Origin of the sequence: Paenibacillus glycanilyticus (assembly GCF_023715145.1) — a bacterium.
In the GTDB taxonomy this organism is placed as follows: Bacteria; Bacillota; Bacilli; order Paenibacillales; family Paenibacillaceae; genus Pristimantibacillus; species Pristimantibacillus glycanilyticus_A.
This window is the reverse complement of sequence record NZ_JAMBNP010000007.1, coordinates 276216-300024: the sequence shown is the minus strand read 5'-3', so window position 1 is coordinate 300024 and position 23809 is coordinate 276216. Positions and strand designations below refer to the sequence as shown.

Genomic DNA, 23809 nt, shown 5'->3' with positions numbered 1-23809 from the left:
TCTTTAAACAAATGCTTACGAAGTAAGAATCATCACTAACGGCCAATATCGGCCGATAGTGTGATTATTCTTTTTAGGAGGTCCTAAAATGTCCAACAATCGAACGGGTTCGGTGAGGCGAGCGGCCGTCATCGGCTCCGGCGTTATGGGGGCGGGAATCGCCGCGCATCTGGCGAATGCCGGCATGCGCGTGCTGCTGCTCGATGTGGTGCCGCAAACGCTGCTGCCGGAGGAGGAGAAACGCGGGCTGACGCTGGCCTCCCCGCAAGTGCGCAGCCGCCTGGCTCAAGCTGCGGTGGCCCGCATGGAAAAGGCTCAGCCTGCGCCGCTGTATGAGCCTTCTTTTGCCGGGCGGATTACGGCGGGTAATCTCGAGGATCATCTGGCCGGATTATCCGAGGTGGATTGGATTGTGGAAGCCGTTGTGGAACGGCTGGATATTAAGCGGAGTCTATTCGAGAAGGTAGAGTCGGTGTGGAAGCCGGGTACGCTTGTGTCCTCGAATACATCTGGCCTATCGGTCGCTGAGATGGTAGAGGGGAGGAGCGAAGCGTTCCGGAAGCATTTTGCGGTGACCCACTTCTTCAACCCGCCTCGCTATATGAAGCTGGTTGAGGTTGTGCCGACTGACGACATCGCTCCGGAGGTTACGGCGCTGCTGACGGCCTTATGCGAGGAGCGCCTGGGCAAGGGCGTTGTGGTGGCCAAAGATACGCCCAACTTCATCGCCAACCGGATCGGCACATACGGCATGCTGGTGACGCTGGAGGAGGTTCTGAAATTCGGCCTCACGGTAGAGGAAGCCGATGCGCTGACGGGGCCGGCAATGGGGCGGCCGAAGACGGCAACGTTCCGGATGCTCGATCTCGTTGGTCTCGACACGCTGCTTCATGTCGTGGATAACGTGCGTGAGAAGAGTACCGATGCCGCGGAGCGCGAGACGTTCGCAAGACCTCCGCTGCTGGAGCAGCTGGTCGCTTCGGGCCGGCTTGGAGAGAAGAGCGGCGGCGGCTTTTACCGGAAAACAAAGGGGCCGAAGGGCGGCAGCGAGATTGAATCTTTAGATTTGGAATCGCTTGCTTACCGGCCGCGGAGCTCTGTGAAAGGACCAATCATAGATGCGGCCAAGGCAGCTAAGGGCACGGGCGGCAAAGTCCGGGCGCTTATCGGCACGGATCCCAAGCATAAATATGCCCAGTTCGCCTGGCAGACCATCAAGCGCACACTGCTCTATTCGGCAGCCCTGGTTGGGGTCATTGCCGATTCCGTAACGGATATCGACAAAGCGATGAAATGGGGCTTCAGCTGGGAGCTTGGTCCGTTCGAGCTGTGGGATTCGCTTGGCCTAAAGAAATCCGTCGCCCGGATGCAGGCCGAAGGGGATGCGGTGCCGGAATGGGTGACGCAATGGATCGCGGAAGGCCATAGCAGCTTTTATGCGGTGCGGGAAGGAAGGCGATTGGTATATTCCGGCGGGGGCGGCGGGTATGCGGCCGAAGAGCTGTCGCCGGACGAGATCTCGCTTGCCGCGCTCAAGGAAGCCGGCAGGACGGTACTTCGCACCTCGGATGCCAGCCTCATTGATATTGGCGACGATGTCGTCTGTCTCGAGTTCCACTCGCAGAATAACGCCATCGGCGGCGAGATTCTGTCCGCAATCCGGCGGACCGCAGAGGAAGTAAGCAAGAACTGGCGAGGTCTTGTCATCGCTAATGACGGACGTAATTTCTGCGTGGGGGCCAATCTGCTGCTTCTCTTGATGGAGGCGCAAAACGGCGAATGGGAAGAAGTCGAGGACATTATCCGAATGTTCCAGAGCAGCATGTTCGCGATCAAAAAGCTAGACCGTCCCGTCGTCGCCGCGCCTCACCGGATGACGCTGGGCGGAGGCGTCGAGGCCTGCCTGCCGGCCGACCAGATTATTTTCTCGCCGGAGACGTATTTCGGCCTCGTGGAGACCGGGGTAGGCCTGATCCCGGCTGGCGGCGGCTCGAAGGAAGCGGCCGTTATGGCGGCGGAGAGGGCAGGAGGCGGAGAGATTCAACCGCATCTGAACGCGTTGTTCGAGACGGTTGCGATGGCGAAGACCTCGACGAGCGGCTTCGATGTTGGCCGCATCGGGCTGAAGCGCCCGCAGGACCGCGTGATTATGCGGCAGGACGCGCGTATTGCCGAAGCGAAGCGCGCGGTGCTCGAGCTCGACCGGGCAGGCTATACGCCGCAGCCGGAAGCCCGCGTCCGCGTAGCCGGCCGCGAGGGCAAGGCCGTGCTGCGCATGGGCGTGCACAGCCTGCTGCTTGGCGGCCAGATCAGCAGGCATGACGCGCTGATCGCGAGCAAGCTGGCCCATGTCATGGCCGGCGGCGATGCCGCGCCGGGAGCAGAGGTGAGCGAGCAGTACCTGCTCGATCTCGAATGCGAAGCATTCCTCAGCCTCTGCGGCGAGCGCAAGACGCAGGACCGGATGAGCCACATGCTCTCCACCGGCAAGCCGCTGCGGAATTAGGCGGAGCAGGTGCTTGCCGGAATCCTCGGGGCTTCCGGCAAGCAGCACTCATTGATGTCCATGGTGCCAACACTTGGCACAGTCAGCAATGTCAAACGCTGAGCTCTGAGCTCAGCTCTGACAACAGGCGCAGACTGTATTTCATCCAGCATAATGACACATTGCGACCAGTATCTAATCACACATTGGATTTCATCCATTAAAATCAGCTCCTATTCTCCGGATCGACCCATTTGAGCGAAATAGACTGTACAAATTCCAACGTAGCAGGTCACAGAAGACGATTTATTCTAATTTCGTTTGAGGAAATCCAATATAGAGGATCGCTGCTGAAAAGATTAAGGCCCTTAAGGGGCCTTAATGCCGGCGTAACTCGCCGTTTCAAGCACGTTAAGGCTACTGAAGGACCTTAACGTTGGGGGTTACGGGCAGGAAAGACGATGAAAGTGTTGTTTTCGCCAGCTTAAGGCCTCTGAAGGACCTTAACCACTTGGCGAACTACCGTCTGGAGCAGGTTAAGGTCCCTGAAGGACCTAACCTCATCTCAACAGGGTTAATGGCAGCGAGCAAGCAATATTTATTGCGGAAAAAGCTCCTGCCCTGCGAAGCTTTTATGCATCTTGGTTCATAAACGTGAGCTAGTTTCAAGCATTGCAGCACAAGGCGCCGCCAGCGCTATGAAGCATGCGCGGCGCCAATAAGGAGGGGACGCTTTATGGGAGCAGCGGGAAAGTTCACGGACAGCGGCCGCGATGCCGTTATCGTATCCGCGGTACGAACCGCGGTGGGTAAGGCCAAGAAGGGGAGTCTGGCAGAGACGAGGGCTGAGGACCTTGGACGGGCCGTACTGACAGCGGCGGTGGATCGGGTGCCGGGCCTCAATGCGGCAGCTATCGAAGACGTGATCATTGGCTGCGCGATGCCGGAGGGGGAGCAGGGGCTTAATATGGCGAGAATTATTTCGCTGTATTCCGGCTTTCCGGTTACGACGCCGGCGGTGACGATTAACCGGTTCTGCGCATCGGGGCTGCAGGCGATCGCGTATGCGGCCGAGCGGATCCGTCTTGGGGATGCCGACGTTCTGGTTGCCGGCGGCGTGGAAAGCATGAGCCATGTGCCGATGACCGGCTTCAAGCTGGCGCCGCATCCCGGCATTGTAGACGCGATGCCGGAGGTATACATGGGAATGGGCCACACCGCCGAAGAAGTGGCTCGGCGTTACAATGTCACTCGCGCGGCGCAGGATGCTTTCTCCGCAGCCAGTCATCGCAAAGCGGCTGCTGCCATCCGGGAGGGACGCTTCAAGGACGAGATCGTGCCGGTTACGGCTACCCGGTCCGAAGTGAATGATTACGGCAGGCCGGTCGAGCGGACCTTCACCTTCGATACCGATGAAGGCGTCCGTTCGGAGACGACGCCGGAGACGCTGGCTCCGCTGAAGCCTTCTTTTGCCCGGGAAGGAACGGTTACAGCCGGTAACTCCTCGCAGATGAGCGACGGCGCCGCGGCGGTTGTTGTGATGAGCCGAGCCAAAGCAAGGGAGCTGGGACTGACACCGCTGGCCGTCTTCCGTACTTACCGTGTCGCGGGCGTAGCTCCCGAAGTGATGGGCATCGGCCCGATCGAGGCCGTTCCGAAGGCGCTTAAGGCCGCTAACTTAACGGTTAATGACGTTGACATTTTCGAGCTGAATGAAGCTTTTGCCGCGCAATGCGTGCCGATTATCGAGCAGCTTGGCATTGATCCGGAGCGAGTCAACGTAAACGGCGGAGCGATTGCGCTTGGCCATCCGCTTGGCTGCACGGGAACTAAACTGTCGGTATCGCTTATTCATGAACTGAAGAGACGCGGCGGCGGGATTGGCGTCGTGACGATGTGTGTCGGCGGCGGCATGGGAGCTGCGGGCGTCTTTGAGGTATACGCTTAAAGCAGCGTGCAAGTTGGGGAAGCAGGAAGGCCAACTGAAAGGAGAGCTTAAGGCATGGGGGAAAACATTCGTTTTGGCGGCAGATTCGTAATAGAAGACGCTTTGCCGTCCGCTACGGTGACGCCGGAAGATTTCAACGAAGAGCAGCGGATGATGGCGGATGCGGCGCAGCAGTTTGTGGAAGGGGAGATTTTTCCGCTCGACGAGCAGATTGAGAGCCTGGATTACGAGCTGACCGTGAAGCTGATGCGCCAGGCAGGGGAGCTTGGGCTGCTTGGCGCGGACGTGCCCGAAGCTTACGGCGGACTTGGCCTCGATAAAGTGAGCACCACCTTGCTGTCGGAGACGCTTGCCCGCGCCTCCTCTTTCGCGCTGTCCGTAGGCGCGCATACGGGGATCGGCACGCTGCCGATCGTCTTTTTCGGAACGGCTGCCCAGAAGCGCAAATACTTACCGAAGCTTGCTACCGGCGAGCTGATCGCCGCCTATTGCTTGACGGAGCCGGCTTCCGGCTCGGATGCGCTGGGAGCCAAGACAACGGCAAAGCTGTCGCCGGACGGCAGCCATTACATTCTGAACGGCTCCAAGCTGTACATCACTAACGCGGGGTTTGCGGATGTGTTTATCGTGTACGCGAAGGTGGACGGGGAAGCCTTTACCGCGTTTATCGTGGAGAAGGGGATGCCGGGCTTCAGCCTTGGACCGGAGGAGCACAAGATGGGCATCAAGGGCTCATCGACCAGACCGTTATTTTTCGAGGATGTGGCGGTGCCGGTGGATCAAGTGCTCGGCGAGATCGGGCAGGGACATAAGATCGCCTTCAATATCCTCAACATTGGGCGCTTCAAGCTTGGGGCGGGCTGTCTTGGCGGGTCAAAAGAATCGATTGAGCTCGCATCCAAATACGCCAATACGCGCAAGCAGTTCGGCCGCGCTATCTCGTCTTATCCGCTGATTGGCGCCAAGCTGGCGGATATGAACATCAGAACCTATGTGCTCGAGTCCATGGTCTACCGGACGGCGGGCTGGATAGACGCGATGCTCAGCAGCGAGGATGCAGGAGCGGATGCGCCGGATGCCGGAGTGCGGGCGGCGAAAGCGATCAGCGAATACGCGCTGGAATGTTCCATTAACAAGGTGTTTGCGTCGGAGGCTCTGGATTTTGTCGCGGATGAGGCGGTTCAGATTCACGGCGGTTACGGCTATATCAAGGAATATAAGGTGGAGCGGATTTACCGGGATTCGCGGATTAACCGGATCTTCGAAGGGACAAACGAGATTAACCGGATGCTGATCCCGGGAACGCTGCTCAAAAAAGCCATGAAGGGCGAGCTTCCGCTGCTCGAGAAAGCGCAAGGACTGCAGGCCGAGCTGCTTCAGCCGATGCCGGTGCCGCCGTTTGACGAGCCGCTCAGCCGCGAGGCATACCGGGTATCGCAGGGGAAAAAAGCTTTTCTTGCCGTCGGCGGACTCGCCGTGCAAAAGCTTGGAATGCGGCTGGACCAGGAGCAGGAAGTTCTCTGCTCGCTGTCTGATATCATGATTCAGCTGTTCGCGGCCGAAAGCGCGCTGCTCCGCACGCAAAAGCTTGTGCAAAGCGGCGCGGAAGCTCAGAACGCGATTCAAATGACGGAAATTTTCGTTCAGGAAGCATTGGAGAAGATCGAATCGATTGCGAAGGTTGCTCTTGCTGCGCTGGCGAAGGGGGATGCCCTGCAAATGCAGCTGTCTGTCTTGAAGAAGCTGATGCGCGGGCCGCTGATCGATACGATCGCAGCCAAACGGGATATTGCCGCACGTGTCATTCGCGGGGAGCAATATATTGTGTAAGAGGGGGAGCGCCATATGGATCCGTCAAATCCGGAACACCCGCTTGTACCCGAGGGTCGGCAAGAACCGACCAATTCCGCACCAATCGAGCAGGCACTACCGTCACAGCCGGAGGAAGCCTCAGCCCCGCAGCTCATAACAGCGGAGCTGGAGGCTCCGTCTGCTGAGGCCACCGCGGAGCCAGCTCCGTCCGCGGAGGCTGCCCCAAGCGCGGATCCCGCGGCAGAAGCGGCCGCGCCTGAGGAACCGCCAGCGGCGGAGCCAGCTCCATCCGCGGAGGCTGCCCCAAGCGCGGAACCCGCGGCAGAATCGGCCGCGCCTGAGGAGCCGTCAGCGGCGGAGTCAGCTCCATCCGCGGAGGCTGCCCCAAGCGCGGATCCCGCGGCAGAATCGGCCGCGCCTGAGGAGCCGCCAGCGGCGGAGCCAGCTCCAGCTGCGGAGGCTGCCCCAAGCGCGGATCCCGCGGCAGAATCGGCCGCGCCTGAGGAGCCGCCAGCGGCGGAGCCAGCTCCAGCTGCCATTGCCGCTCAGCAGGAGGAGCCGGAACCGGAGGAAGCCGTAGCTTCCGCGGTATCCCCGCCGGAGGAGCCCGAGGCTCCGGCGGCGATTCCAAAGCCGTGGCTTCGCCATTATCCGCTGGAGATTCCCGCATCTCTCGACTATCCGAACCATGGGATTCCGCAGTTCCTGGTTAATGCCGTAGAGAAATTCCCGGCTAATGAAGCCGTTCATTTCTTGGGCAAGTCGCTCACCTACCGCGAGCTCTACGACCATACCTGCCGGCTGGCTAACGGTCTGATCTCGCTGGGCGTTAACCGCGGCGACCGCGTTGCCATTATGCTGCCGAACTGTCCGCAGGCGGTTATTTCCTACTACGCCGCTCTGATGGTTGGGGCGGTCGTTGTGCAGACGAACCCGCTTTATGTGGAGCGGGAGCTGGAGCATCAGCTGAAGGACAGTGGCTCCACAACGATAATTACCGTCGATTTGTTCTATGAGCGCCTAGCCAACGTACGGGGGGAATTCCCCGAGGCAGGGGCACTGCCGAAGCTGAAGAACGTCATCATTACGTCACTGAAGGACGGACTCCCTTTTCCGAAAAATCTCCTCTATCCGCTCAAGCAACGCAAGGAAGGCTTCAAAGCAGACATCCCGTATGGCCGCAATGGCGTAGTTGCTTACCGTAAGCTTCTTTCCTCCAGCTCTAATCTTCCCGTCCTTACAGACATCCACGGCAGCGATCTCGCCCAGCTTCAATATACCGGAGGTACAACCGGGACACCGAAAGGGGTGATGCTGACACACCGGAATCTTGTCGCCAATACGATGCAGACCTCAGCCTGGTGCTACAAAGTGAAGGATGGCTACGAAAGATTCCTGGCGGCGCTGCCGCTATTTCATGTGTTTGGTTTAACGGTGTTAATGAATTTCTCGGTTATGCGTGCCGGTTCCCTGGTACTCCTGCCTAGATTTGAGACGGAGACGGTGCTGGACACGATCAGCCGGCAGCAGCCAACGCTGTTCCCCGGCGCGCCAACGATGTACGTCGCTCTTATCAATCATAAGAAATCGGCCAGCACCGATCTTTCCTCCATTGAAGCCTGCATAAGCGGATCGGCGGCACTGCCGCTGGAGGTGCAGGAGCAGTTCGAGAAAATGACGGGAGGGAAGCTAATCGAAGGCTACGGCCTGACCGAAGCTTCGCCGGTAACCCATGCCAACCTGATCTGGGGCAAACGCAAAATCGGCACGATCGGCATGCCTTTTCCCGATACGGAAGCCGCGATCTTTAACCCCGAAGGCAAGCTGCTTCCCGTTCGCGAAGTTGGAGAGCTGTGTATCCGCGGTCCGCAGGTGATGAAAGGGTACTGGAACAATCCGAAGGAATCCGAGGTTGTGCTTAAGGATGGCTGGCTGCATACCGGCGACCTCGCTTTTATGGATGAAGACGGCTATTTCACCATCGTGGACAGGATCAAGGACGTCATTATTGCGGGCGGCTTCAATATTTATCCGCGCGAGGTCGAGGAGGTGCTGTATGAGCACCCGGCCGTGATGGAGGCCTCCGTTCTTGGGGTGAAGGATCCGTACCGGGGCGAGACCGTGAAGGCGTACGTTGTACTTAAAAAAGGCTCCTACGTATCGGCGGCCCAGCTCGATGTCTGGTGCAGACAGCGGCTTGCCGCGTTTAAAGTGCCGCATCTATACGAATTCCGGGAGTCTCTTCCGAAGACGATGATCGGCAAGGTATTAAGGCGCAAGCTGCTTGAAGAGCTGGAGAAGGAACAATAACAGACAAGGCGGTGATGGCGCGTGGCGGAGGAGTTTGCCGCGGAGCAGGAGCAGGCGGATATCGAGAGGCATTTGGCGAAGCTTGAAGAGCTGGCCAGCGGGACGTTTTGGAGCGAGCTTGGCTGCGAGGTCGTATTTGCCCATGCGGAAAAAGCGGCGATCCGTCTGCACGCGGAGCAGCGTCATTTGAACCTGATTGGCATCGTTCATGGCGGGGTACTGATGTCTATGCTCGACAATGCGATGGGGCTGGTGGTCATGGTCGCCTGCCGGGAGAAGACCGTGACCGCCGGGCTCAACACGCATTTCCTCGAAAGCGCGAGGAAGGGCATTCTGGTGTGCGAAGCCGAGATTATGCACCGCATTGGGAGGACCATTACGCTGCAGGCTACCGTGAAGGACGAGAACGGAAAATTCATCGCCTGGGGCAGCGGGACATACCGAATTGTGTCGCGTTAGTTCATATTTAGTCAATTGGTCCGAGTTGATGTCGGGCAGTCGGTCCGATATAATATATCCTATATATGGAAGAAAAATTTATGGGCGGATAAACTGAAACCAAATCATCTTTCAGCCGATAAATATATAAAGAGAGGAGGCGGGGATTATGGTGGACGGATGGCTTACGGCAGTGGTGTTAATATTCGGTATTGCGGTTGCTCTGATTGGTGTTTTTGCTTATTTACGAATGTTTAACAGAAACGAGACCCATCATTCATCCGTCGACGTCCCGCCCCCCGCAATTCCTCCGAAAGCGGCTCCGGTAAAGGATGAAGTGCCCCCGGCTAAGCCGCCTCAGGAGAACGAAGGCACAGGTTAAATTAACATTTGTTTATTTTACAATCTTGCCTTAAATGTTATAATAGTAAGAAAAATGCAAACATTGTGACTCATTGACCATGGAGTTGCCTGCACCGAATGGGGGTAATTGCGGTGTAAGTGCCGCATCCGTTCTCGGATTTGTTGTTTAGGACGACCATCCAACGTATAGGGGAGGAGATTTCATGGCGAAGCATAGCCAGAATGAGGTCAAGGAAAGCCTGAAGGAACTCACGAGAATTTTTCAGCCAAAGGATCCGCGTAAGTTTGTACGGGATTATATCCGGAAGTACAGGATTACGGGTGGTTACGAGGATGAATTAACAATTTTAGTGGAAGACGAGATGGGTAAGATTAACTCCTCGGTCAGTTGAGCACATACGAAATGGCTTTGCATCTGTGTATAACAGGTGCAAGGCCTTTTTTGTGTCCGGATAGGCATGTCATTCTTTTGTAAGGATTTGATAATGCTTTTGCAAGAGCCTTGTTCTTGGATAGTTAGTATTCTCCGTTAAGCTATGAGTCATAGAGAGCAGGAACGATAATCATATGCTTAAAGGAGAGATTGATGATGAAGAAACAAGTATGGGCAATTATCGTGCTCGGGGGCGTGCTTCTATTAAGCGCGTGTAATGGCAATAGCAATAAGGAGAGCACAAATAACAAACCGGCCTCGGAAATGAATGACGGCATGCAGAGTGACGCGCCAATGAACGATGACAAGATGAACGATGAAAAGATGAACGATGAAAAGATGAACGATGACAAGATGATGAACGATGACAAGGCTATGGACGATAATAAAATGATGGATGAAAGTAAATAATGTCCATGCGTCAATTCCTCTGCCTGGCGGCAGGGGATTGTTCTGCATAAAGTCGTATCTGAATGAAACAAGCCGTATAATAGAAGCATCAAGAGGTTGTTGGACGGAGGGGAGGGCAGCGCGTGGGAGCCTGTATTGTTGTTGCGGATGATGAACGGAATATTACGGATGTGTGTAGGCGGTATTTGGAGCGGGAGGGCCATCAAGTGTGGGTGGCGGAGAACGGAGAAGAGGCGATACGTCTATGGAAGGAGCGTCGGCCGGATTTGCTAGTGCTTGATCTTATGATGCCGAAGATAGATGGGCTTGAGATCTGCGACATGATCCGGCAGAAAGACGATACCCCGATTATTATGCTGACTGCCCGCGGTGATGAGCCTGACCGTCTGCTTGGCCTGACAATGGGGGCCGATGATTATATGACGAAGCCGTTCAGCCCGAGAGAGCTTGTGCTCCGGATTAACAACATTTTGAGAAGAGTGGGTCGGAGGCATGATAGTACAGGCGGGGAGCGCGATTCAGGAAATAAACCCTTGGAAGAAGCGATTGAAGGGAAGGCCATTCATTTCGAGGGATTGTCGATATTTCCGCAGGAGAGAAGAGTTGTTGTCCTGGGGTTGAATATTGAACTAACCGTTAAGGAATTTGATCTGCTGCAATTGCTGGCTGCCTATCCGGGGAAGGTGTTCTCCCGCAGCCAACTCCTTAACCAGGTTTGGGATATGGCCTATGACGGAGATACTACAACGGTAACGGTCCATGTCAGGCGACTAAGGGAGAAGATCGAACCCAATCCCTCCGATCCAACCTGGATCAAGACGGTATGGGGCATCGGGTACAAGCTCGACAATAAGGGGAATACTACATGAAGCTTCGCTCGTACCTGCTTCTGGCCAATACCATAAGCATTGCGTTTATTATCGTTATGCTGCTCATTTTCTTTCAATATATGCTTGTGACACGGACACAACTGATTTGGCTTGGATTGGCTACCGTAGGAGCCGGTATCGTATCTGCCGTATTGTTCTTCTTGCTCATTCGTCCGCTTGAAGCATCCGTGCGACGGGTTGGCGAAGGCGCGGGGCGAATTGCCGCAGGCCAGCTTGAGGCGAGGGTAGACAGCACGGGATTGACGGAATTCCGGTTGCTCGCAGACCAATTCAACCAAATGGGGGCGAGCCTTGAGCAAAGCTTCCGTCAAGTAAAGACGGCGGAGTCGGCACAACGGGAGCTCGTCGCGAACATGGCGCATGATTTGCGGACGCCGCTTGCCTCGATGCAGTCTTACGCCGAGGCGCTGGAGGATGGCGTGATTGAGGACGAAGCCACGTACCGCCGATACTTGGCGACGATTCGCTCGGAGACGGTGAGACTTAGCGAGCTTATACAGGACTTATTCGAGCTTTCAACTTTGGACAGAAGAGCGGACGGGAAGGAAGACAGTGAGCCGGCTGTGCTGGAAGATGTCCTTCTGGAGCTTCATCCGAGGTTCTCGCTGGGACTGGATGCCAAGGAACTTCAGCTTCGCGTCCGGCTGCCGGAGCGGTCCCTGCGGGTGAACATGCTGGCAAGACATCTTCAGAGAATCCTTCAGAACCTGATCGAAAATGCGATCCGTTACTCACCCCAGAGCGGGATTATCGTTATTGCGGCGGAGGAGCTGGCGGACGGCTTGATCCGGGTATCCGTTTCGGATGAAGGGGCCGGCATCGCCGAGGAAGAGCGGGAGCGCATCTTCGAGCGGTTCTACCGGACGGACCGTTCCCGAAGCCGCGAGGGCGGCGGTGCGGGAATCGGGTTATCGATTGCCAAGCTGCTGGTTGAACAATATGGCGGCCGTATCGGAGTAGAGCAGGCAGAAGGACAAGGGAGCCGCTTCTGGTTCACCGTTAACGAAGCAAGAATCGTTCAATAAGCGAAAGGAGGAAGGCAAGTGGGCGAGTTATTGAAACGTCTGCGAAAAGGATTTGGGCGCAAGCTGACACTTCTACATACTTGGAACGGCTGGATTGTTGTCATTCTGGCTTTGTCCGGCGTTATGCTGGTTATGAACTATTGGCGGGGCGTGCTGGGAGAAGGCCGGGTGTGGCTGAAGGAGCTGCACATTATCGTGGGTCTGCTTTCTCTTGTTCCGGTCGTCTTCTATCTTTTACTTGCGGCCAAGCACTGGAAGCAGCTGAGGGGCAAGCCTTGGCAGAAGTTCAATGTCTATGTCGTGCTGGGTCTTCTCGTCGGGTGGTTCATCTCCGGCGTGCTGCTATGGCAGTTCCGCGCGGTTGGACCTTGGTGGTCGAACCATGCCTTGACGGTGCATGATCTCTTAACCTGGATTGGCCTGCCTTATATTATTTATCACTCGATTACGCGGGCCAAATGGCTGAAGGAGCCGAATCGCCGAACGATTCGCACCGAGCGCGAGGAGAAGGATGGTGCCGTGCCGCTTCATCCTGCGGCGAGCCCGCAATCCTACATGTCCCGGCGTTCTTTTGTCAAATGGGCCGTTGGAGGCGGCATTGCCGTTGCGGTGGGGCCGTCTTTTCTGAAATGGACCGTTAACACGCTTGGAGTCAGCATCGGCAGCCCAACTTACGATGAGATTGTGACGCGGGATGCCAATCAGCTGGTGCCGTTGCCGCAGCCTATGGCCGCGTCTGCCCCTCCGATGGGCGGGGGAGCTAAGGGGGATTTCCGGATCTATTCGGTAACGCCGATCCCGTCGTTCTCGAATGCGACATGGTCCTTCAAGATCGATGGGCTGGTCGACAGGCCGATGACCTGGAATTGGGAACAGTTCGTGAAGCTGACCCGCAAGGTTCAGGTGAGTGATTTTCACTGCGTGACGGGCTGGTCGGTGTACAGCAACACCTGGGAAGGCATTCCGCTGAAGCAGTTTCTGAAGGAAGCGGGGGTTAAAGCAAACGCGAAGACCGTGAAGTTCTATTCGGGAGACGGCGTATATACGGACTCGCTCACTCTCGAGCAGGCAGAGATGGACGATATTATGGTCGCCGTGCTGCATGACGGCAATCTGATCCCGAACGATCTCGGCGGCCCGGTCCGTCTGATCGTGCCGAAGATGTACGCCTACAAGTCGGTGAAGTGGCTGAACCGGATCGAGCTCATCGATACGGATTATGTGGGCTACTGGGAAGAGCGCGGTTATGATATAGATGGTTGGGTGTAGGGTGACAGCACTAGAAATCTTAGTATTAATATTTAGTATTAATATGATAGGGACCACGTAATACGTGGTTCTTTTATTTTGAGTAGAATGTCGAAATTTGTATGTTTATCTGTGACAAAATAAAATATATGTGATATATTCTAAAATAATACAGTGTAATATATACCAATTTTAATAGATAATATTTACTACTGTTTTTATTAATTTGATAAAGGAAGTGTAAAAAAATGGAGGATATAATAAACAACATCTTAAGTAAGCTAGGGATACCTTCAATGCTTATTTCTCTTGTGTTATTTGTAATTAGAATTAGGCTAGTCACTTTGATAACTTCAAATTCAATTGAACGAAAAATGTTTTCGAAAGAAAAGCAATTAGTGATAAAGGTCATGAAGCTTTTCTTTGAAATTATGATGACTGTACTTTTTCTTTTTATAATAACGGATAACCTATTTAAGTATAAATCAATTTATAATAGTAGCTTAGCTATAATCGCGGTAGTATCACTATTAATAATATTTATAGTAGTTTTAACATTAAAAGAAGTCATGAACAAAAACTTTAAAAAACTACTTGGTAAATCAAGGAATTGGATAAGAATCCCCGCTTTTGTTTTATGTTCACTTATAATTGTATGTTATTACCTATTACCTGCCTACTATGTAGGAACCCAGATTTATTCAGAATTCTATCTTAAAGGAACTACAACTTCGGAAAAAAATATCATACTAATTGCTGTGTTTATTCTTTATTTTATTATTACAATTTGTGTTTTAGTTCCAATATCAAGAATCATGTATCAATTTATGGGCTTTGATGAATTAAATCCGAATAAGTTGAATGATAAGCCAGTTTATATTGAATACGAAGGTGAAAGATGGTATTTATACCATCCTGTTAACAATACTTTATACTATTTAGCAAATGAAACTCATTTAACTGAGAGTACTAAGTTTAGGTATCTTCAACGGGAAGAACTTATTAAACAAATTTTAAGGATTGATAAGCCCGTTAACTAAATTAGGCGTAGTTATTCGCGGCTCTAACTCTGTTATTAGGTAGGTGAATTATGTCCGGAAAATCATCTTCTAAAGCTATAACGATCGTAGGAATATTAGCTGTTTTTATTATTCTAAGTGGGGCTATATTATTGGTTGTATCTTTGATTAATCTTTTTTCTTCTCTTCAGAAAGAGGTGTTTGCCGCTATAGTAGCGGCGACCGGAACGATTTTAGTATCTGTTTTTTCAGTGATATTTACAAAATATCTTGAAAGAAAAAGAAGTATTGAACAGGAATTAAGAGATAAAAAGATCCCAATGTATGAATCCTTTGTAGAATTCTGGTTTGATATACTTTATAAAAAGAAGATAACAGGGGAAGCAATGACTGAGAAGGAAATGTTGGATTTTTATAAAGAATTTACACAAAAAATTTTAGTCTGGGGATCAGACGGAGTGATTAAAAAATGGTCTCAATATAGAAGTAAAACTGTAAATATAGAGCATAAGGGACTTGATCGTGAGTTGCTTTTTGAGTTTGAAGAGCTGTTGCTTGAAATTAGGAAAGATACAGGCCATAAAAATAAAAGTATTAATAAAGGTGATTTATTGGGGCTGTTTATTAATGATATTAAAGAACACCTTTAATCTCGAGGTGAAAATCAAGTCACTAAAAAATATTAGAGTAGAGTCAATCTCTTTTAGTCGGAGGAATGATTCACTCTTTTTTAATTTAGTTTTTTATTAATTGCGTTCAACTCTTAATTCATACATGAAAGAGTTTTATGATTGAAAAAATAGACGTTTGGCTCAGGAACAAACATCGTGCCGTGACAGGTTCCCACCCAATACACTGTTAACCATATACAAGATCATGCTGCAGGAAGGGATGGAGACATTGCCAAGAGCAAAAAGGCTTACCATTGCACAGCGGGTCAGCAGATTGGAGCGGCCCATTACGGCTCAAAGAATTGCTCCTAGAGCCATAACGACAACCAAGCTGGCAAGAAATGCGGTCACTTCGGGCAAAATCTCTTCAAACGCCATTCCGGCCTTAATTGCCCGTCCGGAATTTAGCCGAACAATCGTTCAGGCATTGCCGCAAGTATTAGCGACTCCCGCATTCGACAGAGTTGTCCGTACGGTGCTGCCGCAGGTGATTGCCCATCCCGTATTTGATAACGCGGTGCGTTCCGTATTGCCCGGGCTTGTAACAACCCCGGCTTTCGTGGAAGCCATACAGGCGGCAAATATCCGGGGAGCTGAAGTCACGATAACGCCGGATGTCGCTGGACTGCAAAGAGAAGCGATACAGCGTGAGGTGCAAAGTCCACAAGGAGCGCAAGGAGCGCAAGGAGCGCAAGGTGCGCAAGGTGCTCAAGGGGTTCAAGGTGTACAGGGAGTTCAGGGTTCGGTTGGAGCCGAGGGGGCAGCAGGTGTTGAGGGACAACAGGGAATGCAGGGTCCATCGGGACCTCCAGGTATCGTAGATATCCGGTTCTCCGGGAGCAATGAACAGGTTCCTCTAGTGAATAATCAAGTGACGGCAGAGTTAACCCTAACGCCAATCGTTCTTCAAGCCAACCAGGTCGTAAAGCTGGATGCTTTTGCAAATGTGGATTTTACGGTTATTCAGAGCTATACGGTTAACAGCATCCTGTCCAGAAATCCGGCGGATGTTATCACTATGAATAACGAAGCTATTGTGCAGCAGGCGAACCAAACGGATCTCTCTCAAGCAACCGCAACAACGAGTCTCACTTGGGTAGACAATCCGGGACCGGGAACATATATTTATTCGTTTACCGTAACGGGTTCTGTCACCTCACAAGTGCAAGCCGCCGGAGGCTCCATTCATACCCGGGGGTTAACGGCTACGGTTATTAATATTAGCGCAAGTGGAACGCTCTAAGTTGTAGAGGCCGGGATTCCTCGTTGGAATCCCGGCATTCGTGGCGTGGGTGCTAAAGTGCTGCTTTATTAAATCCCTTTACGATCAGCCAAACGGCGAGAATCATTTCATTCGCAGCTACCGGCAGCGACAGGAGAGCACCCCATACCGACAGCTGAGGGAATACGCCGAACATTTCGAACAGGGAGGCACTGAATACGAGCACGGCACCCGTCATGCCAAGGATCGGGATGAACCGCGGGACAAGCCCGGACTTGTAAAAGATATAGCTGTACAGCATTGTATTGATGCCAAGCAAAAAGTTAGGACCAAGCATAAACGTCCACTCATGTACTCCCAGGAACAAAGTGCCGGCAGCTTCATAAGCAGTTGGATCTGGAGCGCCAGCGGAGACATATTGCCTGCTCAGGGTTACGAGCGACAGCATGCCAATGACACCAACCGTGATGACAACGGCCTCTAACAGGCGGAAGCAGACATGACCAAGGGCGATGCTTTCGTTGTATTTTTTCAGGAAGGGATACATCGTGACCGCAGTTCCGACGGCTGAAGCAACAAGGATCAGCTCCATGAGCGCACCAAGAATGATCTGGTTGTCATGCCCGGAGCCATTCGTCAGGTAATTCGAGCTGTTAAGGATAGGATCATACAACAAAAGACCAAATACGGATGATACGGCTGCAAGTATAAACAGGATGCCTGTTATTTTTGGAGTTCGGATAACGGAAATCATATATTTCCTCCTCTTGGTTATTGGCTCGTATCATCCCCGTAAAAGAATACCTCTTCGAGCGGCAGGCCGAAAGCGTGAGCAATGCGGAAGGCCAGTTCGAGAGACGGGGAGTAGTTGCCCTTTTCCAACGCGACAATCGTTTGTCTTGTTACGCCAACCTTGTCAGCCAATTGCTGTTGCGTCATTTCATTATGATTGAACCGTAATTTGCGGATGTGATTGCCGACAAGTATTTTGCTCATTGCTTAGACTCCTCTCCGGTAGTGATACAGCTTCGTGACGGAACCGGTCACGTCGGACAAGAAGCCGGAGGCGATCAGAATCACGAACATGACGGTAAACGGCTGATCCGTGGCCAGAGATCCCATTGCCAGAAGAAATCCAAGGACAAACAGGAGGAATGAATTTCGGTGAGCCTTCAGTTCAATGAGTTTATCCAGCTCGTCGGCAAAAGCCGGTTCCTTCTCCCCGGTGGTCATCCGGAAGATAATATTGAAGATAATACTGATTACGATATGGGCGACGATGGATACCACCGTCAGAATGAGCACGAATGAGCCCCAATACCGGAAGCTTTCTTCGAGCTCCAGCCCTTCCTCGGGGTACTGCACATACATGTACAAGCAATAGGATGCAAAAATGAGTACGGCGCTAATTAACGTGGTAATGCTTTTCTTTTCCTGATAGGTCAAGCTAACACCTCCCTGATTGGAAAATAATAGTTAAGTTTTATATACATAATGTAATTCAAACTATACTTAGTGTCAAGTTTACTTTACATAATGGACAAGCCTATTTTTAGCTAAAAAAGCTCTCCAGCGAATGAAGACCTGCGCGGAAGAGCTTTTGGGTAAATTATTGATTTAGTAACGATCCATAATTAATTGCGTTTTCAGCGAGTCTTGGGCGAGGAACCAGCCTTTGCTTTGCAGGTAAGTAACCAGTTCATCGTGCTTGGCGGAAGCCGTAGTTGCGCTGTTGGTTTTGAAGGAAGCCTCAACGACATATTCCGTGCCTGTGCCGGCAGCGTTCTTGATTGGCCATACTTCGATGTAGATTTCCATGCCGCTCCATTTGCCAATCGAACGTTTGGCGAGTACGGGGCCGAAGTAACGGGAAGCTTGAAGCTTGTTCGTGCCCCAGTCATTGGACAGCCAGTCGTTGAATTTATCCGGTGCGTTGTTGACCATCAGACTGCGTGCGTCGCTGATCGACGGGAGATCCATGCCGCTGTAGCCGGACTTGCTGCCGCTTTTGGTGCGGGTGATGCTGAGCGTTTTCTTCTGGTAGCCCCATTCGACCTGTGCTTCGTAATTGGAATCGCCGGAGTTAAAGCCCTCATTGTTCGCTTGCGTCAAGGCCGCAGTAATATCGTTATTCGTAATCGTGTAACGCTTCTTGTAGGATAATTCGAAGTCGTCTTCGCCTTCCGTCTTGCGGATACGGGTGCTCCAACCGTTGTTGTAGATGTCTTTGGCATTGGTGTCGAGGAAAGCGACGTTCATCTTCGTTACCGTCGTTGGCATCGAGAAAGCGCTAAGCACGGCGCTGGTCAGCTTGAAATCCGAGCCTAGCGTCGTGCTTGGATTCATCAGCAGCTTAACCTCGTAATCCGGAACCATGTTGCTTGCCGCATGGGCCGGTGAAGGCGCGATTCCGGCTTCGGTAACGAGCGCCGCACCTAAGGCGATAATGACGGCTGCCGTACCGATGACGCGTTTAAACATAAATTCATCTCCTTTGATAAAATGTTGGAATAATCCTTCCGAAGAAGATAATATCTATGAAGTATTTCTGCATCATTATGGAAATATGCGATCTTTGTAAACGGGAAGCTCCTTGGTTAGAAGATAGGGGCTTGAATCATGTATAATGCAGATATACATAGACAAGAGAGAGGCGGTAATTCTACATGAATAATATCGTATCGTTGAAATGGCTTCTTGCCCGCTTATATGAGACAGACATCGTTATCGTTGACTGCAGGTTCCAGCTTGGCAAGCCGGACTTCGGCCGCGAGGCTTATGAAGCCTCCCACATTGCAGGCGCCGTATATTTGGATCTGGAGAAGGATCTGTCCGCTCCGGTGGACGAGCATGGCGGACGCCATCCGTTGCCGGACATTACGGATCTGACCATTGCGCTCAGCAAGGTTGGCATCAGCAATGAAACCCGCGTTATCGCTTATGACGACCAAGGCGGCGCATTCGCTTCCCGTCTGTGGTGGCTGCTGAAATACCTGGGCCATGAGCAAGTATTCGTGCTGGACGAAGGGTTCACCGCTTGGCAAAACGCCGGCTTCCCGGTGAATGCCGAGCAGAAGGTGCTTATTCCTTCGCGTTACCTGGCGACGGTGCAGCATAACATGCTGGTTGAGATGGATGAGGTGAAAGAAAAGCTTAACGATGAGAACGTAACGCTGATCGATTCCCGCGACGGCGCGCGCTACCGCGGCGAGGTTGAGCCGCTAGACAAGAAGGCCGGCCATATCCCAGGCGCCATTAATCGTCTTTGGTCGGAAGCCAAGGGTGAAGAAGGCAAGTGGAAAAGCGCGGACGAGCAGGCTGCAAGATTCGCGGATCTGCCGAAGGATCAAGAGACGATCGTGTACTGCGGTTCGGGCGTAACGGCTTGTCCGAACGTGATCGCGCTGCAGGAAGCGGGCTTTACGAAGGTACGGCTGTATGCGGGTAGTTGGAGTGATTGGATTTCGTATGAGGGGAATCCGATTGCGGTTGGGGAAGAGTAAGAGCATAGCAGTATGCAGAAAACATCGCCAAGTGGCTTATAGGCCCAGGCGATGTTTTTTATGCCTCGAAACTAACACGAAGCAAATAATTGGCTTTAGGAAAATTTTACTTCATAAACGTACAAAATATATCCTCATATTTTTTGGTTTATAACATTGCTTGGATTGCTAAGTTCTGTTATCTGGACTATAGTTTTGATTAACGATTAAGGGGGCGGTATCATTGGTAACCATGAATATGAGGACAGATATTAGAAGGATAGCGCCTACTCGTCCATAAACTGCGTGTTTCCTACTCAATGAGGGCACAAGATGCAAGATTATCAATTTATTAAAATGAAAGATTTTTCAAATCATCAGATTGATCAAATCCGAAATTTAGAACAGCTGTGCAAGACATTCGACAGGTCCAGTTTGAGGGTAGGCATAGAATGCCTTAAGGAGATCGATGGAGATGAGGCATACCTGTGCAACAATGATGATAATCAGTTAATTGGTTTTCTCAGTTGGCATACCTCGGATGGTATTGAAGCTAATATTAACGGTATGGTTCACCCGGACTTTCGTCGACAAGGCATATTTCATGGCTTACTGAAACGAGCAGCATCGGACATACAAACATATGGCATTCAAACCTGCTGCTTTAGAATACCATCGGATTCTGAACAAGGGAGCGACTGTATTCGGCATTTAGGGGCTAGCTTAACTTTGTCGCAGTTTTCTATGCTTCTGAATCAGTTGCAAACTACTGGTTCGTCATCTCACCCTGACTTAGTGTTGCGAGTAGGAGATGATCAGGACTTTGAGTTTATGGTAACATGTTTCTCGCAGACCTTTGGTAATTCGGAGTCTTGGTCCGGAAATTATTTGATTCGTACACAAGGGCCCGAACGGGTTACTTACGTAGCTTTGGACGGTATGACCAAGGTTGGGATGATCAGAGTCAATTATGTTAGCGCAGAGACTGCTTTTATTCATGACTTTTGTGTGCTTCCATCATGTCAAGGCAGAGGATACGGCCGTGAAATTCTTTCGGGGACAGTAAGATTTATTTTAGATCAGAAGTGTTCGCAGGTTCGCCTTGGAGTGGTCACTCAAAACAGACGTGCGTTAAACCTCTATCAATCGATAGGCTTTGAGGTGTCCGCTGAATTTAATTATTATAATATGCCTCTCCATACATTTCTAAGGGAATAGGTACAATTTATGCGTCTTTTTCAACATGCCGTTAAAGACAGCGTGAAGACCGTGCCATAAGTTATTCTACAGTTGGAGCGATTGGATCTCCTATAAGGAGAACCTGATTACGGTTGGGGAAGAGTAAGGCGAAGAAATGAATATTAGTATGTGAGGATGAATACAGAGCACGGTGTGAGGGATGCCGTTGCTCTGTATTTTTTTATGTACTTGAAATCAACGTGGAATTCATCAATTGAATGCAGAAGCTGGTTGATTCAGCCTGGGCAGGCAAAATCCGCGAAGGCAATAAATCGCGTGAGTCAAATACTCAGCAACCAGATTTGAACGCTCAAAAGGAATTCCCTCTTCAACTCGCGAAGAACTTGAAAACAGGTTTTTCACCACCGTCCAACAGGGAAGAGAGGAGCTCTTATGCATACCTACAGCCTTTTCGAACGCCTTATATTCCCGCAAACGCATTTAAATAAACGGAGGCTGGGACGTGAACTTAAGGGCAAGACCGTTCTGATTACGGGCGCAAGCTCTGGAATTGGAGAGGAGCTTGCCTATCTGCTGGCCGATATTGAGGTTCACTTGATACTAGTGGCTAGACGAGCGGACAAGCTTGCAGCGATGAAAACGCTAATCGAATTGAAAGCCGCCCAAGTCAGCGTGTTCCCGGCCGATCTTCGAATTGAGAAGGAAATGATCGAGCTACTCGCCTTTCTCCAGCAGCTTCCGGATGGGCTGGATGTTGTCGTGAGCAATGCTGGGCATTCCATTAAGCGATCGATTATGCAGTCTTTGGACCGCTATCATGATTTTACTCGTACGATGGCAATCAATTATATGGCACCTGTTCAACTGCTCTTGTCTGCCATTCCTTTGCTGACCCAGAAACAAGGTCATATTATCAACATCTCGACGGTCAACGTTTTGTTGCTTCCGACTCCTAATTGGTCCGCTTACCAGGCATCCAAGGCTGCCTTCGACTTCTGGTTCCGGTCCGCCGCTCCCGAGTTGAATGCGAAGGGGGTCTTCACGACATCGATTTATCTTCCGCTAGTTCGAACGCCCATGATTGAGCCGACTACCGCTTATCGCAAAATGCCGGCAATGTCGCCGCAGCATGTTGCGAGGATCATTGGCCATTCCATGTATAGCAAAATGAAAATATACAAACCCTGGTGGCTGATTTTCGGGCAGTTGGCTTCCATCCTATTCAGAAGGTATTGGGAGCATTCTACCGCGAGAAAGTTGCGGCAAAAGGGGAGGCGCCCATGAAGCTTCTGAAATTGATCTACGTGTTGTATAAAATTCGGCTGCTGTCTCCTGTCGTTTTGTTTCGGTTAAGCGCTGCTATCTACCAATATGGAATTAATCTGATGGCGCTGCTCCGTTTTTCTGCTAGAATGCACGGAGGAAGAACAGCGATAGTGGATGAACGGGAAACTTTAACCTATCAAGAGCTGCTTGTACAATCCGAAGCGTTATCGGCTGTTTTGAGGGACAAGTACCGGCTTGCGAGTGGCACAAAGGCAGGGGTATGGTGCAAAAACCACGTTTCGTTGGTGAAAGCGATTTTTGCGATTTCTGGGGCGGGTGCGGACCTGTACCTGTTGAATGCGGAAATGAGCGGGGAACAGTTGAAAAACATCCTGGAACAGAATGATTTTGACCTTCTGATCTATGATGAGGAACGAAGCGATTTGCTAGAGCCGTTCATCTATCCCAAAACGAAAATGCTGAGCGATAGAGAAGCGTTGTCGATAATCAGAAACGAGCAGCATACAAAGCCAAAAAGACACCGGTCTTCCTCGGGGAGACTGGTGCTTCTAACCGGCGGAACGACCGGAAAAGCCAAAAAGGCTTCTCACAAGCCGTCCTTATTTAACTATTTGGATCCTTTCTTCGCCTTTCTTACTCGATTGCAAATTCTAAACTATCGCAATGCGTATATTGCTACTCCGATCTATCACGGTTACGGAATCGCGGTTCTGCTCTTGTTCTGCGCTTTAGGCAAGAAAGTAATCCTGCACCGGGGATTCGATCCGGAGAAAGCCTGCCAAATCATTCGCGAGCATCAGGTGGAAGTGGTAACGGTTGTCCCTTTAATGCTGCATAAAATGCTCAAAGCCAATGCGGAAGATTTGAAGTCCTTGTCTTGTATTGCTTCAGGCGGTGCGGAGCTTAGTCCCAAACTGGCAAAAGAGTCTTTAGAGAAATTGGGCGAGGTACTCTACAATTTGTACGGCACCTCGGAAACGGGATTAAATATGATTGCCACGGCACGGGATTTAACGCTGTTCCCCAATACGATTGGCAAAAACATAAATGGCGGCCGCATTAAAATCATGGATGATCAGAAGAGGGAAGTCGCAATCGGCAGCGTAGGCCAGTTGTGCGTCAAAAACAGATGGTCGATGAGAAACCGTGCTGAAGCATGGATGGAGACCGGCGATCTGGGCTATCGCAATGAGCAGGGCTATTATTTTCTAAGCGGAAGAACGGACAGCATGATTGTCTCGGGGGGCGAGAATGTCTATCCTTACGAAGTGGAGCAAGCTCTGCTCAGCCACCCTCAAGTAGAGGATGCGGCGGTGATAGTAATAAAGGACGAGTATTTCGGGCAGCGCCTAAAAGCCATTGTTGTATTGGTCCCGCAAACGGAAATGTCAAAAGAGGAGCTGCAGCAGTGGCTGCAAGCTAGACTCGCACGGTTTCAGATGCCGAAAGAGATTGTTTTCGTCAATCATTTGCCTTATACCCACCTGGGCAAGTTGGACAGAAAGCTGCTTACATGAAGAGCTATGGCATACTGACTTTTTCGTGCAGCAGATGCACGGCATTCG

General features: G+C 51.5%; 22 protein-coding genes. 18 read left to right on the top strand and 4 right to left on the bottom strand.

Features of this window, described 5'->3' with window-relative positions; genetic code table 11:
- Window positions 1-88: 88 nt before the first annotated feature.
- The 14 genes from M3194_RS20630 to M3194_RS20565 all read left to right on the top strand — a co-directional run bounded on the left by M3194_RS20630 (window position 89) and on the right by M3194_RS20565 (window position 16296).
- Window positions 89-2506 (top strand): 3-hydroxyacyl-CoA dehydrogenase/enoyl-CoA hydratase family protein, encoded by a 2418-nt coding sequence (locus M3194_RS20630; RefSeq protein WP_251655969.1) that lies wholly within the window; start codon window positions 89-91, stop codon window positions 2504-2506.
- A gap of 715 nt (window positions 2507-3221) precedes the next feature.
- A complete protein-coding gene (locus M3194_RS20625) occupies window positions 3222-4433 on the top strand; it encodes an acetyl-CoA C-acyltransferase (RefSeq protein ID WP_251655968.1) in 1212 nt (403 codons plus the stop codon).
- Between the two features lie 54 nt (window positions 4434-4487).
- Complete coding sequence (locus M3194_RS20620) at window positions 4488-6263, top strand: acyl-CoA dehydrogenase family protein (RefSeq protein WP_251655967.1); 1776 nt, start codon at window positions 4488-4490, stop codon at window positions 6261-6263.
- Between the two features lie 606 nt (window positions 6264-6869).
- On the top strand, window positions 6870-8555 hold the full coding sequence (locus tag M3194_RS20615; protein ID WP_251655990.1) for a long-chain-fatty-acid--CoA ligase: 1686 nt from the start codon (window positions 6870-6872) through the stop codon (window positions 8553-8555).
- Window positions 8556-8576: 21 nt separating this feature from the next.
- Window positions 8577-9014: a PaaI family thioesterase gene (locus M3194_RS20610; protein WP_251655966.1), complete on the top strand. Its 438-nt coding sequence runs from the start codon at window positions 8577-8579 to the stop codon at window positions 9012-9014.
- A gap of 148 nt (window positions 9015-9162) precedes the next feature.
- The gene (locus tag M3194_RS20605) at window positions 9163-9375 is read left to right on the top strand and encodes a hypothetical protein (protein ID WP_251655965.1); all 213 of its coding nucleotides are present in this window, start codon (window positions 9163-9165) and stop codon (window positions 9373-9375) included.
- A gap of 184 nt (window positions 9376-9559) precedes the next feature.
- Window positions 9560-9748: a hypothetical protein gene (locus tag M3194_RS20600; protein WP_091188370.1), complete on the top strand. Its 189-nt coding sequence runs from the start codon at window positions 9560-9562 to the stop codon at window positions 9746-9748.
- Window positions 9749-9942: 194 nt separating this feature from the next.
- Window positions 9943-10200 (top strand): hypothetical protein, encoded by a 258-nt coding sequence (locus M3194_RS20595; RefSeq protein ID WP_251655964.1) that lies wholly within the window; start codon window positions 9943-9945, stop codon window positions 10198-10200.
- A 122-nt stretch (window positions 10201-10322) separates the two neighbouring features.
- Entirely contained in the window at window positions 10323-11069 is a 747-nt protein-coding gene (locus M3194_RS20590) for a response regulator transcription factor (RefSeq protein WP_251655963.1), read from the top strand.
- Window positions 11066-12115, top strand: a complete 1050-nt coding sequence (locus M3194_RS20585; protein WP_251655962.1) for a sensor histidine kinase — start codon at window positions 11066-11068, stop codon at window positions 12113-12115. Before M3194_RS20590 ends, M3194_RS20585 begins: the two co-directional genes overlap by 4 nt.
- A gap of 18 nt (window positions 12116-12133) precedes the next feature.
- Window positions 12134-13384 carry a molybdopterin-dependent oxidoreductase gene (locus M3194_RS20580; RefSeq protein WP_251655961.1) on the top strand — a complete coding sequence of 417 codons (1251 nt, stop codon included), beginning with the start codon at window positions 12134-12136 and terminating at the stop codon, window positions 13382-13384.
- Between the two features lie 227 nt (window positions 13385-13611).
- Window positions 13612-14403, top strand: a complete 792-nt coding sequence (locus tag M3194_RS20575; protein ID WP_251655960.1) for a hypothetical protein — start codon at window positions 13612-13614, stop codon at window positions 14401-14403.
- A gap of 50 nt (window positions 14404-14453) precedes the next feature.
- On the top strand, window positions 14454-15032 hold the full coding sequence (locus tag M3194_RS20570) for a hypothetical protein (RefSeq protein WP_251655959.1): 579 nt from the start codon (window positions 14454-14456) through the stop codon (window positions 15030-15032).
- A 250-nt stretch (window positions 15033-15282) separates the two neighbouring features.
- Complete coding sequence (locus M3194_RS20565) at window positions 15283-16296, top strand: hypothetical protein (RefSeq protein ID WP_251655958.1); 1014 nt, start codon at window positions 15283-15285, stop codon at window positions 16294-16296.
- Between the two features lie 52 nt (window positions 16297-16348).
- Here the strand turns inward: M3194_RS20565 and M3194_RS20560 are convergent, their stop codons facing one another.
- The 4 genes from M3194_RS20560 to M3194_RS20545 form a co-directional block, all read right to left on the bottom strand.
- Window positions 16349-17029, bottom strand: a complete 681-nt coding sequence (locus M3194_RS20560; RefSeq protein ID WP_251655957.1) for a DUF4386 domain-containing protein — start codon at window positions 17027-17029, stop codon at window positions 16349-16351.
- 17 nt (window positions 17030-17046) lie between these two features.
- The gene (locus M3194_RS20555; protein ID WP_251655956.1) at window positions 17047-17271 is read right to left on the bottom strand and encodes a helix-turn-helix transcriptional regulator; all 225 of its coding nucleotides are present in this window, start codon (window positions 17269-17271) and stop codon (window positions 17047-17049) included.
- 3 nt (window positions 17272-17274) lie between these two features.
- On the bottom strand, window positions 17275-17721 hold the full coding sequence (locus tag M3194_RS20550; protein ID WP_251655955.1) for a hypothetical protein: 447 nt from the start codon (window positions 17719-17721) through the stop codon (window positions 17275-17277).
- A 171-nt stretch (window positions 17722-17892) separates the two neighbouring features.
- Entirely contained in the window at window positions 17893-18756 is an 864-nt protein-coding gene (locus M3194_RS20545; protein WP_251655954.1) for a hypothetical protein, read from the bottom strand.
- Between the two features lie 185 nt (window positions 18757-18941).
- Here M3194_RS20545 and M3194_RS20540 point away from each other — a divergent pair, with 185 nt between their 5' ends.
- From M3194_RS20540 to M3194_RS20525, 4 genes are all read left to right on the top strand, one after another.
- Window positions 18942-19778 carry a sulfurtransferase gene (locus M3194_RS20540; RefSeq protein ID WP_251655953.1) on the top strand — a complete coding sequence of 279 codons (837 nt, stop codon included), beginning with the start codon at window positions 18942-18944 and terminating at the stop codon, window positions 19776-19778.
- Window positions 19779-20090: 312 nt separating this feature from the next.
- Window positions 20091-20975, top strand: coding sequence for a GNAT family N-acetyltransferase (locus M3194_RS20535; RefSeq protein ID WP_251655952.1), 885 nt, complete (start codon window positions 20091-20093; stop codon window positions 20973-20975).
- 414 nt (window positions 20976-21389) lie between these two features.
- Window positions 21390-22241: an SDR family NAD(P)-dependent oxidoreductase gene (locus M3194_RS20530; protein WP_251655951.1), complete on the top strand. Its 852-nt coding sequence runs from the start codon at window positions 21390-21392 to the stop codon at window positions 22239-22241.
- Window positions 22238-23761 (top strand): AMP-binding protein, encoded by a 1524-nt coding sequence (locus M3194_RS20525; RefSeq protein ID WP_251655950.1) that lies wholly within the window; start codon window positions 22238-22240, stop codon window positions 23759-23761. Before M3194_RS20530 ends, M3194_RS20525 begins: the two co-directional genes overlap by 4 nt.
- Window positions 23762-23809 lie beyond the last annotated feature (48 nt).